Source organism: Thalassotalea euphylliae, assembly GCF_003390375.1.
Lineage (GTDB): Bacteria > Pseudomonadota > Gammaproteobacteria > Enterobacterales > Alteromonadaceae > Thalassotalea_F > Thalassotalea_F euphylliae_A.
The window spans coordinates 976,439-993,010 of the sequence record NZ_QUOT01000001.1; the positions used below are offsets into that span (position 1 = coordinate 976,439).

9 protein-coding genes are annotated in these 16,572 nt (G+C 41.8%); 8 read left to right on the forward strand and 1 reads right to left on the reverse strand.

All coding sequences use genetic code 11. The features are described 5' to 3' along the window. The first annotated feature begins 482 nt into the window (after positions 1 to 482). From DXX94_RS04340 to DXX94_RS04375, 8 genes are all read left to right on the forward strand, one after another. Entirely contained in the window at positions 483 to 2,342 is a 1,860-nt protein-coding gene (locus DXX94_RS04340; protein ID WP_116014090.1) for a M2 family metallopeptidase, read from the forward strand. A gap of 266 nt (positions 2,343 to 2,608) precedes the next feature. Beyond that, the gene (locus tag DXX94_RS04345; RefSeq protein ID WP_116014092.1) at positions 2,609 to 4,015 is read left to right on the forward strand and encodes a pepsin-like aspartic protease; all 1,407 of its coding nucleotides are present in this window, start codon (positions 2,609 to 2,611) and stop codon (positions 4,013 to 4,015) included. After that, positions 3,999 to 4,583, forward strand: a complete 585-nt coding sequence (locus DXX94_RS04350) for a GNAT family N-acetyltransferase (protein ID WP_116014093.1) — start codon at positions 3,999 to 4,001, stop codon at positions 4,581 to 4,583. Before DXX94_RS04345 ends, DXX94_RS04350 begins: the two co-directional genes overlap by 17 nt. 96 nt (positions 4,584 to 4,679) lie before the next feature. Further along, positions 4,680 to 5,480: an SAM-dependent methyltransferase gene (locus DXX94_RS04355; protein ID WP_116014095.1), complete on the forward strand. Its 801-nt coding sequence runs from the start codon at positions 4,680 to 4,682 to the stop codon at positions 5,478 to 5,480. Between the two features lie 17 nt (positions 5,481 to 5,497). Next, positions 5,498 to 5,764 (forward strand): hypothetical protein, encoded by a 267-nt coding sequence (locus DXX94_RS04360; protein ID WP_116014096.1) that lies wholly within the window; start codon positions 5,498 to 5,500, stop codon positions 5,762 to 5,764. Between the two features lie 48 nt (positions 5,765 to 5,812). Next, a complete protein-coding gene (locus DXX94_RS04365) occupies positions 5,813 to 7,558 on the forward strand; it encodes a tetratricopeptide repeat-containing diguanylate cyclase (protein WP_116014098.1) in 1,746 nt (581 codons plus the stop codon). A 351-nt stretch (positions 7,559 to 7,909) separates the two neighbouring features. Next, on the forward strand, positions 7,910 to 12,553 hold the full coding sequence (locus DXX94_RS04370; protein WP_116014100.1) for a PAS domain S-box protein: 4,644 nt from the start codon (positions 7,910 to 7,912) through the stop codon (positions 12,551 to 12,553). 483 nt (positions 12,554 to 13,036) lie between these two features. Then, positions 13,037 to 14,902: a methyl-accepting chemotaxis protein gene (locus DXX94_RS04375; RefSeq protein ID WP_258872096.1), complete on the forward strand. Its 1,866-nt coding sequence runs from the start codon at positions 13,037 to 13,039 to the stop codon at positions 14,900 to 14,902. 227 nt (positions 14,903 to 15,129) lie between these two features. On the opposite strand, the gene rimO is transcribed toward DXX94_RS04375, so the two are convergent. Continuing rightward, positions 15,130 to 16,569, reverse strand: a complete 1,440-nt coding sequence (gene rimO, locus DXX94_RS04380; RefSeq protein ID WP_116014103.1) for a 30S ribosomal protein S12 methylthiotransferase RimO — start codon at positions 16,567 to 16,569, stop codon at positions 15,130 to 15,132. Positions 16,570 to 16,572 lie beyond the last annotated feature (3 nt).

The following is a 16,572-nucleotide window of genomic DNA, read 5'->3' on the forward strand; positions in this document are numbered from 1 at the left end:
AAGCCTGTATTAAAAGCGTACTGAAAAATCATTAACACTATGATTTTTATGACCTTAGCTCAAGACTTGTAGAGAACTTTATCTTTGGTTATTAGTTAGATAGAAAAAAGATGATAAAAATTCAGCCAATTAACGCATAAAGGTCTACAATTAAGTTTACTTAGTCGTAAATCAAACAAGAAGGTCTGTTAAGTAGTGAAGAACAGCTTTCACTATAGACAAGTTCTTGAGGGGTTCGCTACTAAGTGACATGCAATACTTCCTTGTTTCATGAAATCCCAGCCGCGTAGCCTAAAAACTGCGCGGTTGTTCTTTATAGCTTGCCTATATTTTATAGCTTACTCTTATACAGTCGGCTCAAGATAGTTGGCTCAAGACTACTCAAACCAGCCTCGACAAAACCTCTAGCGAGCTCTCGATTCTTTAAAAATAATCTCACTGCTTTATACTTGCCTTACTTTTAAAATAATAAAGCTCAAACTATGAACAAACTCTTCAAAGTCACAGCTGTTGCTGGTGCACTTGCATTGGCATTAACTGGCTGCACCCCCTCAAAACAAGCTGAATCGAACCAACAAGCAAGTGAACAGGTAAAAACTGCCACACAAACTCAAGCATTAACTGCCAAAGACGCAGATGCTTTCTTAAGCCGTGTTGAAAAAGAAATTCAAACGCTGAACGTTGAAGGTGCACGCGCTGAATGGATTTACCAAAACTTTATTACCGAAGACACCGCTGCTTTGTCGTCTGCTGCGGGCAAGCGCTCAACTGAAGCAGGTGTTAAGTATGCAATGGAAGCAGCGAAATTTGATGGTGTGGAAGTCGCCCCAGCGCAGCGTCGCAAATTAGAAGTATTGAAACAAGCACTCGTTATTCCTGCGCCGCAAGATTCAGCAAAAACTGAAGAGCTCGCTAATTTAGCTGCCGAAATGGGTAGCATGTATGGTAAAGGTACTTACACAACCAAAGCAGGTGAAGAATTAAGTTTAGTCGCAATGTCATCAAAAATGGCAACATCACGTGATTACGATGAATTACTAGAGCTTTGGCAAGGTTGGCGTACGGTTAGCCCTGCAATGAAGCCGCTCTATGAGCGTCAAGCAGAGCTGGGTAATGAGGGCGCACAAGCCTTAGGTTATGCCGATGTTGGCGCCATGTGGCGCTCAAAATACGATATGCCTGCGGATGAGTTTGCCAAAGAGCTCGATCGCTTATGGGGTCAAGTGAAGCCACTTTATGACGATTTACACTGTTACGTTCGTGCTGAATTAGGTGAACATTACGGTGAAGACAAAGTGCCGCAAGACCAACCTATTCCAGCTCACTTACTGGGTAATATGTGGGCTCAGCAGTGGGGCAATATTTATGATTTAGTTGCACCAGAAAATGCAGATCCTGGTTATGATGTTACTGAGCAGCTTGCCAAGCATAACTATGATGAAATTCAGATGGTGAAAGGTGCAGAAACCTTCTTCACTTCATTAGGTTTTGAGCCATTACCAGAAACATTCTGGACACGTTCATTATTCACTAAGCCTGCGGATCGCGACGTAATGTGTCATGCATCGGCATGGAGCATGGACGGCGCGGATGATATTCGCATTAAAATGTGTATTCAAAAAACGGGTGAAGAATTTGCTACCATTCATCACGAGTTAGGCCACAACTTCTACCAACGCGCTTACAAAAACCAACCAGTATTCTTCCAAGGCTCTGCTAACGACGGTTTCCACGAAGCCATTGGTGATACCATTGCGCTTTCTGTGACACCTAAATACCTTAAAGAAATTGGCCTAATTGATGCCGTACCAGACGAATCAAAAGACATTGGCCTACTGATGAAAATGGCATTAGACAAAGTTGCCTTTATCCCATTTGGTTTATTAGTTGATCAATGGCGTTGGAAAGTGTTCTCGGGCGAAGTAACCCCAGAGAATTACAACCAAGCTTGGTGGGAACTACGTGAGAAGTATCAAGGGGTAAGTGCACCTGTTGCGCGCCCTGCTGATGCTTTCGACCCTGGCGCAAAGTACCACGTACCAGCGAATACACCGTATAGCCGCTATTTCCTTGCGCATATTCAACAATTTGAATTCCACCGTGCGCTGTGTGAGATTTCTGGCAATACTGACGCGATTCACCGTTGTTCGATTTACAACAATAAAGACGCAGGTGAAAAGCTTAACAAAATGCTAGAAATGGGCATGAGCCAACCATGGCAGCAAGCCTACAAAGTCGTAACAGGTAATGAGCAGATGGATGCGACCGCTATCCTTGATTACTTTGCGCCACTGCACACTTGGTTAAAAGACCAAAACAAAGGTCGCCAATGTGGCTTTTAATGACTTAGGCCTAAGTTAATTAAAACAAGCTAAGCATTGATAGAAACGCCTCGAATTAACCGAGGCGTTTCTCAATATAAGCCTTGAAAAGCTTTCCCAACGGCAACTTGTAGATTAAGAATTGAGCTTGATTAACCATTAACAAAGCAGAAACTAACGCTAACTCCACTTTATTTTTGCACGTCACCTCGCTATGCTTATCCGGTTTTATAGCGCCCAAAGGGCGCTATTTCCAAGCAGTAACGAACGACAAAAATAACAATAAAATGAAAAGTATTACGCTTGAACTCACCAATGTATATGCCAAAGGTGACTTTACCGCGACTGTCTATTTGGGTAGTGAGCATAACCCAGTTAACTTAATTATTGATACCGGCAGCAGTACCTTAGTCGTCGAGCCCAATAACTACCAGCCCGAACAAGATAAAAAATTAGTTGCGACACCTATCGTACAAGAAGTTAATTATGGATTAGGAGGCTGGGCAGGTGCCATTGTCCATAGCCAGCTATGTTTTTTTTCAAGCAAGACTGAAAATAGCAAAACTAAAACTAACAATCATTCAAGCGTCGGCAATCAAAAGGCAAACAAGGCGCTGGTGTGTGACACCTCAATTGCAGTTGTTGAAGCTGAGCCAACCAAAACGTTTGGTGATGCTGACGGCATTTTAGGGCTCGCCTATCACCACTTAAATAAAAGCTTTGATCTGACAGAGTTTTATAACGAAAAACAAATTAGCCCCGCACTTAGCCTACCTTGGCCGTTTTCAATTGATGATAAAACATCAGCTAACCAATCAGCAGATAAAAAAACATCGAGCGAACAGTCGCTAACTGATAATTCAACACAATTTGAAAGCCTTAAGGCATTTAAAGCTTTTTTGTGGCAACAGCCAGAGCACGATATTAAGCCGTTATTTACTCAAATTGCCGATCAGCATTTGGTTGATAACCGTTTTAGTTTTTATGCCAAGCGCTCAAGTGTTCATGTAGCAAGCGAAAATATCAGTGCAGTCAGCCCAACCGCGAAGCAAATAGAAAAATTAGTGGCAGACCCACTTAATCAAGGGCGACTAATCTTAGGTGGCAGCGAAGCGCAGACTGAGCTCTACCGTGGCACATTTAAAACTATCAAGGTTTTTCATGATGTTTATTACAACGTAAAACTGCATTCGGTGCAGGTTGGCAATAATACGCCGATACTAGCCCAGGCATTAGCACCTAAAGATGAAAAGTCTTATTTTACCAACGCCATTATAGATACTGGTGCTAGCCTAACGATATTGCCTCACGGTTTATTCCAACAAGTTACAGAACAGCTTAATGAAATGAACCCTAAGTTTGCTAAGTTACTAGCACCATTTGCAGAAATCAATCAGCAATACTTGGGAATAGACGCTAACCAATTAGAGCTAACCCAATGGCCCGATTTAACCTTTCGATTTATCGGTGAAAACGATAAAAGTAGTGAACTTGTAGCGTTAGTTTGCCCTCCTAGCCACTACTGGCAAGTTAATACCCCAGAGAAAGGTAAAGCCTGCTTTAAACTGCTCAGCCAGTTACCAAACTGGCCAAATCAAAGCATTATAGGTTTACCGCTAATTACCAACTACTACACAGTATTTGATAGAAGTGTTAACGGCACAGGAGTGATTAGATTTGCACAGCAAAGCTAAAACTATACTGACGTCAGCCAAGACAAAGAATAGTTTTGAAACAAAAAGATTACTTGTACGCCCACTCAATAGCCAAGATAAGGCACTTTTTGTTGAAATGCACACAAATGAAAAGATCATGAAGTACACAGGGGGTGCAGTATCATCAGAGGCAGCACATGCTAAGTTTGTAACCTCGTTAAGACTTAATCAAATAAAAGGTATTCAGTTTAAAACATGGACAATAGTTTCCTTACAATCGAATAGCCCAATTGGTTTTCAAGTACTTTATAAAACAGACGAATTACCAAATGACCAAGCCGTTGAAATTGGCATTATGATCGCGCGACATGCCCAAGGTAAGCAAATACCGGAAGAAGCAATGGGCGGCTTGATGCAGTTTGCTTTTAGCTACTTAAACATAGAAAAGATTATTGCTCGCTTTTCAAAGCAAAATATTGCCACGAAGAGGTTTGTAAAAAAGTTGGGCTTTGTTTTCGACGACAATTTGGAAGAAGACGATAGTAGATATTCCTATTTCGATTGTCAGTCATGGAAAAAAACAATTATTAATAACACCTTTTCATAATTTCCACTTTCTTAAGTGTGACTATTTAAACAGTTCTTGATAGCTGCTATGTTAGTCGCAACACAATCATAAAAATAATAAAAAGCTACAGTTTAGATGTCTGGAAGTTTAGTTTGCGTAGGAGTTGGTATTACCCTTGGCGCACATATCAGCCCTATTAGTCGCAGTCATATCGAACAAGCCGACAAAGTTTATCTATTAATGTCTGATGGTTTTGTTGAAAGTTGGGTTAGCTCAATGAACAACAACTGCCAAAGCCTACAACCTTTTTATGACGAAGGTAAATCTAGGCATAGCACCTATCAAGAAATGACCAACGAACTAGTTTCTGCCGCTCAGTCAGGACTAAAAGTTGTGGCCGCGTTTTACGGCCACCCGGGTGTTTTTTCCTGCGTTGCACACAAAGCTATCGCTGCACTCCAAAAACGAGATATCCCAGCCAAAATGCTTGCTGGTATTTCGGCTGAAGACTGTTTGTACGCCGATCTAGGGATAGACCCAGGTAAAACCGGATGTATTCATTACGAAGCTAGCCAATTTATGCTTTACCAACGAGCTGTAGACACTGCTGCACATATGGTTTTATGGCAAGTAGGTATTGCGGGTGACGTAAGTGTTAGCAAATATTCAACGGGCGATGAATACGCGCAAGTATTGGTGGATTTGCTGTTAAAACATTATCCTGCTGACCACCAAGTGATACTCTATGAAGCGAACACTTTACCTACTGAAAAAGTACGAAGAGATAAAGTCAAATTGAGCTTCCTCGCGAAAGCCAAATTAAATATGCAAACAACTTTGGTGATTCCGCCTAGTACAGACCTAATACCCAATAAACCTATTCGGGAAAGTTTGAATAAATTGGATAAAACTTCTTTTTTAACCCTAGTTCAATAACAAAGGAAAAAATAATAATGACAGATATAATTAACTTACTAGAAAAACTGGGGAGTGATGCATCTCTAGAGTCAAATATCGAAAGCGTTCAAAACAGCTATGTGCTCTCCACTAACGAAAAAGAGCTACTAGCAAGTATTGCCAATGAAAAGTCGCTCCAGCCTGAAATAAAGTGTTTTATCATTGCCCCAGCTGAAGATGATGACGATAATCAAGAATCACCAAAAGAAGATGATGATAAAAAAGAAACAGAAAACTGTTTATCTTTAATAGCAAACGGGTAATCTCAATAGGCACTGACACCCAGTGGCAGTGCCTAACAATTGAAATTAATGATTTTATTTAAAATTCTAGCTTTCATTTCACTATTTACTGTTTCTACAGTTTGGGGAAAAACGCCTGAGATAAATGCGTTGCTTGCGCAGGCTGAAAACGTGCGCCAAGAAAACCCTAAAAAATTTAATGAAACAATAAACCTGTTAGAGTCCAAAGCATTAAGTTTTTCTCACGAACAAAGGATGAATTACTATGTGTTAAAGGCCTACAAATTAACCATAATGGGGAATTACGCTGAAGCAGAGCAACTTCTTGATACCGTCTCAAAGAATTCATCAAACAATGAACTAATATTAAGGGCAACTTATGGCCTGATTAGTGTTTATCTAGCTAAAAAAGATTGGACTAACGGTTTCCTATTTGTAGAAAAAACATTACAGCAAATAAAGCAAGTTAATAATAATCCTCATACCATTTATGGGTTGCTAACTGTTATTGTTTTTTATAATCAAATTCAGCAATTTGAATTATCGCTAAGTTATATCAAGACGCTAAATACAGAACAGTTAACACTAAAAAACAAATGTTTTGTGGAGCAGCTGAGATTAGAGGCAAGTCAAAACAAAAACTTTTCGTCAGTTATTCAGATATTTCAAATGGAAGAAACTATAAAAACTTGCGAACAAGCTAATTGGCCTGTTGCGGCTGCAGTCGTTAGAGCCTATTTAGCCAAAAACCACCTGGAAAACGGTAGTCCTCAAAAGGCCATTTTATCATTAACCCCCTTTATTGGCGATGTGCTTGCCACTAAGTTTTCACTAGCAATCATTGATTTTTACAATACATTAGCTAAGGCTTATTACCAGCTTGGTAAAGCTGACAAGAGTAGTCACTATGCTGATTTAGCTGTCGAGAATATAACCCATAACAACACTAAGCAAACAGTTGACGCTTACCACCAGAAATACCAATTGGAATATGACGCAAAGAATTTTGAAAAAGCATTGGATTACTACATTAAGTATGCCGAAGCAGACAAAGCTTACTTAAACGATATTACAGCGAGAAATGTTGCTTTCCAACTTGCACAGCATCAAGCTATACAACAAAAAAACCAAATAGAACTGCTCAACAACCAAAACGAGCTATTAAACAATAGAAATGAGTTATTGCGGGTTGAGCAATCATTAGCCAGAACTGAAGCTGAGAACACAAAACTTATTGCCTCATTATTAATGGCCATTATCGCCCTGCTTGCATTCTTTGGTTATCGTTCTTGGCGTACGCAACGCCGCTTGAAAACCCTCGCAGAGTTTGATTATTTGACTAAGGTTTACAATCGCGGACACTTTATGACGCTAGCCGAAGAAACCTTAAAGTTAGCAACTAAAGCCAAGCAAACTGTAACCTGCATTATTTTTGATTTAGACAAATTTAAAATGATTAATGACCGATACGGCCATTCAGCAGGCGACCTTGCATTAAAAGCCGCGGCAAGCGCCGCGCACTCGTGTGTACGAGACAACGACATTTTCGCCCGCTTAGGTGGTGAAGAATTTGTTATTTTGCTCCCAGGCTGTGATACCAGCGCAGCTTGTTATGTCGCAGAAAAGTGCATGCGTGCATTTGAAGCAATCGATACCAGTGATTCCGGCCATGAATTTTCGGTCACGGCAAGCTTTGGTATTACCACCAGTAAAATATCAGGCATGGCTATTGATGATTTAATTGCCGATGCCGATAAAGCGCTCTACCAAGCAAAAAATAATGGCCGTAATCAATACCGAATTTACGAACCATAATGCTTACTCACCCCCCCTGCTTAACGAGCGTAAATTTAATGAAGCTGGCCATAGAGATACAAATGCAAGGCGATTGATATATCACCGCTTTGCTGCTCTGCCCACTTTATTGGTTTCAGCTTGTCTAACTGGTTGCTTATCTGACACAAACTTTTGTAAATCATATTTATATGTCTAAAGCGTTATCGAACTGCGAACTCCTCTCTAAGTTCAAACATAGGCAACTTGCTCTCTAAAGCGCTAAACAAATTCCTTAAAAATTACACGATATAAACCCTGCGAACGGCTAAATATAAACTAAGCTTTTCAATAGCATCGAAAAATTTAGCGCTGCAGGTTAATTGCTTCGTAATGATCTCAAAATTCACTCACGCCACATATAAAAGCTTGTTAGCTATCCTTTTTTGGCTATTTACCAGCTCAACCATTATCGCTGGTGAAATAACGAGTTATTCAGTTCCACCCAATGTGAAGACCGCACAAGCAGTATTTGAACCTTCAGCATCATCTGCCGCTGATCTTTTGCCCGCTAATAACAGTTCAGAAACTAACGTTACACATAGTGCCCACCAAGACTCTACTGTGTTCTGGGTAATGGCACTTTTCTGCGGCATTGCTGTATTGATAATTGTTTGGCTACTTTTCGCCCATAGACGAACGCAGCAATCGTTAATTCATGCCAATTTATCGCTTGAGCAACAAGTCGCACTTCGCACAACTGAATTACTCGACAACGAACGAAACTTTCGCGGCCTGTTTGACTCTTCCCACGTCGCCTTAATGGTCATGATCCAACACAAAATGGTTGACTGTAACCAAGCCGCACTGACCCTTTACGGTATTGAAGACAAAGAGCAGCTTGCCAATGTCTTTCCGTTTGGCGTTTCGCCAGAGTTCCAGCCAGACGGTTCTAGCTCGCAAGAAATGGTCGATATCAATATTGCCAAAGCCAAAGAAACGGGCTTTAGTTCGTTTGAGTGGGAGCATATTCGCTTTGGCAACCAGAGGTTTTATTGTGAAGTAAACCTGCAACCTATTGACTGGCAGAAACAGGCAGGCATTTTATGTACCGTACGCGATATTACTGCCAAAAAGCTCGCCGACAGATTAAATCGTAAAAATGATATTCGCCTTAAAGTTGCGGCAGAAGCGGCGGAACTCGCCGATTGGGAGTGGACACCTTCGCTTAAGCGCCTTAGTGGATCAGAAATGCTCGCCAAAATCGTAGGGATAAAACCTGGCCGTATTGACGTTAACAAAGCGCTATACCCGCTCGTTAATCGAAAAGACCTTGCGAGCGCACTGCGCAAGCTTAAACGCTTTAGATCAGGCGATGATATTTTTTGTAAATTTGAAGTAAGGCTTAAACATACTGGCGACTCAGACTATCGCTGGATTGCCACAACACTGCGCAAAGCCGCATCGCATACCTACCAACTGGTTGGGGTTAGCCAAGATATCACCCGCTTTAAATCTGCCGAGCAACTAGCGACAGATAATCAAATACGATTGAACATCGTACTTAATGGTGCCAACGCAGGTATGTGGACTTGGGATGGCGAAAAAAACACCTTCACAACCAACGAAACTTGGACCCAAGTGCTTGGTTATGAGCCTCGCCAGCTTAATTTGTCTTTAGGGGAAGATGTTGAAAAATGGGTGGAATTAATCCACGTTGATAACCGCGATGAAGTGCAGCAGTTATTCAACGACTATATCGACAACAAGGCTGATGAACTGCGCGTTGAATGCCAGATGAAAACACGACAAGGCGAATGGCGCTGGTTTCTGGTAAACGGTAGTGCGCTAACTCGAAATGAGAAGAACAAAGCTTTAAAAATATCGGGATTAATTGTTGATATTACCAAAGCTAAATCGATGCAATTACAGCTTGAGTCTTCACGCGAGATTGCAGAGCATGTCGCAAAAGAACGGGAGATTATCATCAATACAATTCCCGGTATTGTTTACACCTGCCGCCTTGACGAAAACTGGAGTATGTTGTTTATGAGCGACATGACTGAACAGCTACTCCAAATTGCCCCCATCAAATTTTTATCTGGCGAAGTCAGTTTTGCCAGTATTATCCACCCTGATGACAACGACAGAATCACAAAAGCTGTGTACGACGCTGTTGCTCGCCATCAGCCGTATACCGTCGAATATCGATTGTTTCGCGCAGATGGTGAGCAGCGCTGGGTCTATGAATGTGGTCAAGCTTCGTATGATTGTGACGGGCGACCCAAAGTATTGCATGGCACCATTATCGACATAACTGATCGCAAAGAGTCAGAAGAGCTGTTTCACGCGCTGATTGAATCAGCACCAGAGTGCATGATGGTCATCAACCAAAAACGGGAAATTGTATTGGTGAATGCACTCGCGCAAGAATTGTTTGGCTATTCAGAAAAAGAGTTTTTGGGGCGCTCTATCGATATGTTGATCCCCGAAAAAATCAGGCCAATACATCAAGTTCACGTTGAAAAGTATATGGATAATCCATCTGTGCGTGATATGGGCGCCAATATGTCGCTTGCCGCGCTGCACGCTAAGGGCTTTGAATTCCCGGTTGAAATTAGTTTGAGCCCACTAAACACTGGGGAAGATATGCTAATTTGTGCTTCCATTCGCGACATTTCTGAGCGTAAGCTTGCCGAACAGCAGTTGCTCAGTGCCAAAGATACCGCCGAACAAGCGACGCGTGCTAAATCAGATTTTCTTGCTAATATGTCTCACGAAATTCGTACACCAATGAATGCCATTATTGGCATGTCGCATTTGGCGTTGCAGCAATCATTGCCAACCAAAGCACAAAATTACATTCAAAAAGTGGAACTAAGCGCGCAGTCACTATTGGGCATCATTAACGACATACTAGATTTCTCGAAAATTGAAGCTGGCAAGCTAGATATTGAACAAGTGGACTTCAGCTTAAATGAAGTTATCGACCACTTTAGTAATACTTTTGCCCTAAAAGCTGCGCAAAAGAACATCGAACTGCTTATTGATTTACCGCGCAATACGCCAACTAACTTGGTTGGCGATCCGCTTAGGTTAAAGCAAATTCTGATCAACCTTGGTAGCAACGCGATTAAATTTACCGACAGTGGTGAAATTAAGCTAAAAGTCAGCAGTGAATTACTGCCAAAAAGCAATGCTAATGGGACATCGGTTGACTCACTTTCGCTTAAATTCAGTGTCTCAGATACTGGCATAGGAATGACTGACGAGCAGCAAAACCGATTATTTCGTGCGTTCTCACAAGCCGATAGCTCAACCACACGCAAATACGGTGGTACAGGTTTAGGGTTAACAATTACTAAGAACCTAGTAGAGTTGATGGGTGGTAAAATCTCGGTAAGCAGTAAAAGCCTTGAAGGAACGACATTTGAATTCAACTGCACATTCAGGTTAAGTGACAAAACGTTAGATGAGAAAATTGTTGTTCCTGCGCATTTATCTCAGTTACACGTATTGGTTGTCGATGACAACGAAAGTGCCCGAGAAATACTGTCAGAAATGCTTAACCAACTAGGGTTTCAGGCACAAGCAGTGGACTCTGGACAGCAGGCACTCGACCTAATTAATGACAATAAAACCTTGTTTGACCTCATTTATGTTGATTGGGTTATGCCCAAAATGGACGGCCTTTCTTTTATAAAAGCACTGGCTGAACGGCCACACTCAAATAAACTGCCGAAACTAGTGATGATGACGGCGTACGATATTCAAGATATGGCCGAAAAAGCGCAGCAACGCTCAGTAAGTTATGACGCATCCTTAACCAAGCCGACGAGCCCAAGTCATCTATACGAGAGCATTTTAGAGGCGTTTAGCCACCACCAAGAAGAAGCGACTGCACCGCAGCAGCAACAAAGTTCGCTAGAAGCAGTGCAGCATTGGCCTGAGCTTTCAGGTAAACGAATATTGCTGGTTGAAGACAACGAGTTTAACCAAGAATTAGCAAAAGATTTACTAACTGGCGAAGGTATTATTGTTGACCTTGCTGAAAATGGCCAAATTGCATTGAACAAACTTAAACCCGATATTTATGATGCAATTTTAATGGATTGCCAAATGCCTGTAATGGATGGCTATACCGCGACCAGTCATATCCGCAAAAATACTGCATACGACCAACTCCCGATTATCGCCATGACCGCCAACGTTATGCAACGCGATGTTGAACGCACTTTAGCAGTGGGTATGAATGCACATATTGGCAAGCCAATTGAAGTGCGTGCACTGTTTAGCACACTATCTCAATGTATCTTCCCAACTGAAGTAGCTACTTATTCAACCAAAGAGCAACTGACGCAGGATAAAGAGCAAACACCTGTAAAAGCCGCTACAACAAAAGACGCCCATGCCCAACAAAACGCGCCACTACCAATAATTGCAGGTGTTAATTCTAAACAAGGGTTAGCCACTGTTGCTGGCGATATTAAGCTCTACCATAAATTGCTACATCGATTTATTGATGGCTACCAAAACTTTCCTGACGATTATCAACAGGCCGATCTTGAAACCAAAATCCGTATTGCTCACAGTTTAAAAGGCACTTCCGCTAACATTGGCGCTATTGAGGTGCAACAACTAGCAGCGCAATTAGAGCAAGATCTAAGCGCTGATGTAGACACTAAGGCGTTATCGCTGCTCGCGACAAAACTTGCCAATAGTCTGTCTTACGCTTTGACCTCAATCACAGAATACATAGACCTTATTGATCAAGCAGATGCAAATCACCCGTCTGAATACCAACACGATTCAGCAACTAAACAAACGAGCACACTTTCAGACGTTGAAATAACTGCGATGTTGCAAGAGACAATCGCTCTGGCTGAGGAATTTGACAGTGATGCCGTTGATAAATTGGCTGCAGTGTTAATGAAAATTGGTGACAGTCCCATACGCCCACAATTAGAACAAGCCAATCAACAACTCAGTAGTTATGATTTTGAAGCAACGGCTGCCATCTTAAAATCCGTCGTTTAATTATGTATGGAAGTTAGCCACCCCTAAGATTGAACAGACTATGATTAGAAATCCTAGCTGATTGCCAAAATTCACCTGCCCTTGAACACTCAGAAAATACTAGTTGTTTTAATATTGCAGCTAACTCATGGCGATAAGTTAGCAAAGTGTAACTAAATAGCAAAAAAGTGACTTTTCAACTATTGTTTTGTACTAGCTAAGTGCCTGAGCGCTTGGCGTAAACTTTGTTCGCTTAGTCATATTAATGTCATTAATTTATTGAACTATATGTAGAAATTATTTATTAATAAGTCATGTCTAAGTGTGAGTTGTAGTTCAATTCGCTTGCAGTTTAAGCGTTAAAGGAAACACGTGGTAAGGGCAATTATGATCAAGAAAAATATCTTTAAGTACATTTCTTCGCACTTGAATCTGTTTATTATACTTCCCTGTATATTGCTTGGTGGCGTGGTTTTCTACGACGTATATCACTCCTACAATCGCATGAATAACGCGTACGACTCAGAATACAATGCATTTCTATCACATAGTGTCTTAGGTGTTGTTCATGAAGTGCAAAAAGAACGAGGCATGACTGCGGGCTTTATTGGTTCATCAGGGCAAAAGTTTGCCACTGAGTTAAGGCAGCAAAGAAGCTTAGTTGACAGCGCACTTGCCAAAATTAAAACCGACAGCAAAGCATGGCCATTAAGTGCTGATATGCAAACATCGTATGATGACTTTCTCGCTGCTTTTGCTAACCTGCAAGCAACTCGCCAATCAGTCAGTAGCCTAAGTATTCCAACCGCTGATGCGCTGCGTTTTTACACTAATATTAACAATAAAGGCTTGCACGTAGTGATTATGGCGTCAAAGCTGAGCTCTAACCAAGTCATCTCGTCAGAACTGTTTAGTATTTACAACTTTTCAAGTGCCAAAGAATCCGCAGGCATAGAGCGAGCTGTGCTGGCAAACGTACTGGCAACTGATCAGTTTACGCCGCAACAGCGCGCAAAACATACCGAATTGATGACCAAGCAAGAGGTATTTTTATACGAAGCGTTTGAGTCGGCAACACCAGAGCTTTTAAGCTTTTTCCAGCAAGCAACGGGTAGCTCAGCAGCGCTAAATGTGAAGCAAATTAGGCAGGCAGTAGCTGATAAGAACAGTAATTTTAACATTCAACCACAGCTTTGGTTTCAATACGCAACTCAGCGCATCAATGCTTTAAGAGACGCGGAAGAAAAAGCACTATCGATAGTTGATAAAACCGCGATTAAGGTTCAACAAGAGGCAGTGGTTGTATTGGTGGTAGAGCTTATTGTACTCGCCATTGGCGCACTAACGACCATTGGCATTTATATTTCCCTTAGTCTTCGTAACCACCAATCGGCCAAGATTAAAGAAGGTATCGATATTGCCCTTCACCGCCGAGATTTACTGCACGAGATTAAAATTGTGAGTTACGACGAGCTGGGTGAAGCTGCTCAAGGCATTAATTCATTAACCCAATTGTTCGCCAAGGATTTAAGCCAGTTTTCAAGTACCGCAAAAGATATTACCCAATCTACTAGCGAAACCGCTTCAGCCATTGAGCAAAGCAAAGTGAATTTAACGGAGCAACACTCAGGCATTCAGGTGATTTTTTCTGCTGCCGAGCAAATGAATAACAATGTTTCAGTGATTGCCAGTGCCATGCAAGAAAACAGCGAATCTGTCTATAAAGTGGCTGAAGAATCTCAACAAGGCAAAATTACGGTAACAGAAGCAGTAAGCGTGATTCAAAACGCCGCAGAAGATATGGCAAAATCAGCCGAAGCGATTAATCAATTAAATGAACGAGTGGGCAGCATTACCGACATGGTTCAACTGATTGGTGGCATCGCTGAGCAAACCAACCTGCTAGCGTTAAACGCCGCAATTGAAGCCGCTCGTGCCGGTGAGCAAGGGCGAGGTTTTGCGGTTGTCGCCGATGAAGTTCGCTCGCTTGCCAGCCGCACTCAGCAGTCAACCGAAGAGATCTCATTGGTGGTTGATGAGTTACAAAAAGGCTCAACACAGGCGTTTGATATTATTAATCACGGTAAAAAAAATGCCATGGCAGCTTCCCATCAAGCCGAGTTGATCAAAGCTGCGCTAGATCGCATCACGACTCAGATTGATGAAGTGAAAAATGTTACCGATTCAGTAACCGTGAGTACTAAAGAGCAGGCGCAGTCTATTGAAGAAATTAACACTAACATTGAAAATATCTTCCAACAAGCTACAGAAAACGTGAGTGGTGCTGAGCAAATTGCTGTCGCTGCCGTTACCATTGCCGATTCAGCGGTGGATATGGACAACCAAATAGAGAAGTACAACTACTCCTAATATAGGGCTGAATCCGACGCTTGTTTCACTCTAGTTTTTTTACTGAGGTTAGCAACCAAAGTCTGGAATAAGAAAGCACAATTAAAAACGCCGTTATTGAGAGCAATAACGGCGTTTTTTATCAATTTTAAAATAATACATACCTAGCTTTGGCTCGTAACTCTAATGCTTAGTTCTTTTAAGTAATAGAAAAGCGTGAATAACTTGCTTTCAACTGCTTACTTTAGTTACTCATCTTCAACTCTTACGCCCCAAACATCATGCTCGTCGGCATGAATAATTTGCACCCAAATTTGATCGCCTGGCTGTGCATCGTAATCGTCTGATAAGTAAACCTTGCCATCAACTTCTGGTGCATCCATGTAAGAGCGACCAACAATACCAAGTTCGTTTACTTCATCTACTAATACTAGGTATTCTTGTCCGATACGATCTTGCAGTTTTTGAGCGCTGATTTCAGCCTGCACAGCCATAAAACGCTGTAGCCTATCTTCCATAACTTCTTCTGACACATGATCAGGCAATTCATTGGCAGTTGCACCTTCTACTGGCGAATACTTAAAACAGCCAACGCGATCTAGACGTGCTTCACGTAAGAACTCCAACAACTCTTCAAACTCTTCTTCTGTTTCACCTGGGAAGCCAACAATAAAAGTTGACCGAATCACCAACTCTGGGCAGATTTCACGCCATTTTTGAATACGCTCAAGTACACGGTCAGAGCTGCCAGGGCGCTTCATCAATTTTAAAATACGCTTGTTGGCATGCTGAAATGGAATATCAAGGTACGGTAAAATTTTACCTTCTGCCATTAGTGGAATAATGTCATCCACATGCGGATATGGGTAAACGTAATGCAAGCGCACCCAAATACCGAGTTTTGAAAGCTGTTCACATAACTGTTTTAGATGAGTTTTTACTGGCATACCCTCGTAAAAATCCATCTTGTGTTTCACATCAACACCGTAGGCCGAAGTGTCTTGTGAAATCACTAATACTTCTTTAACGCCCGCATTCGCTAAACGCTGTGCTTCGCCTAAAATATCTCCCATTGAGCGCGAGTCTAAATCGCCTCGCATTGACGGAATAATGCAGAATGTACAACGGTGATTACAGCCTTCTGATATTTTCAAATAAGCAAAATGCTTAGGCGTCAGCTTAACACCCTGATCCGGCACAAGATCAACAAACGGGTTATGCTGTGGTTTAGCGAGGTGTTCATGAACTTGCGTTAACACTTCTTCATAAGCATGTGGGCCAGTGACGCCAAGCACATTTGGGTGAATTTCGGTAATCTCATCTTCCTTCGCCCCTAAACACCCTGTTACCAGTACTTTGCCATTTTCTTTCAGCGCTTCGCCAATGGTATCGAGTGACTCTTGTACTGCGGCATCAATAAAACCACAGGTGTTTACAATCACCATATCAGCATCGTGATAGCTTGGCACAACGTCATAACCCTCAGTACGTAACTGGGTCAAGATGCGTTCGGAATCAACTAAGTTCTTCGGGCAACCAAGGCTAACAAAACCGATGCGTGCAGAGATTTCTGAATTTTGCTTAGTGCTAGATACGCTAGTATTAAGTTCCTTTGACTGTTGTTCTAACACCTTACTTGGCGTTTCCATTGTCGTAGTTTGTTTTGGATCGAATTGTTCAACAGTCATAGT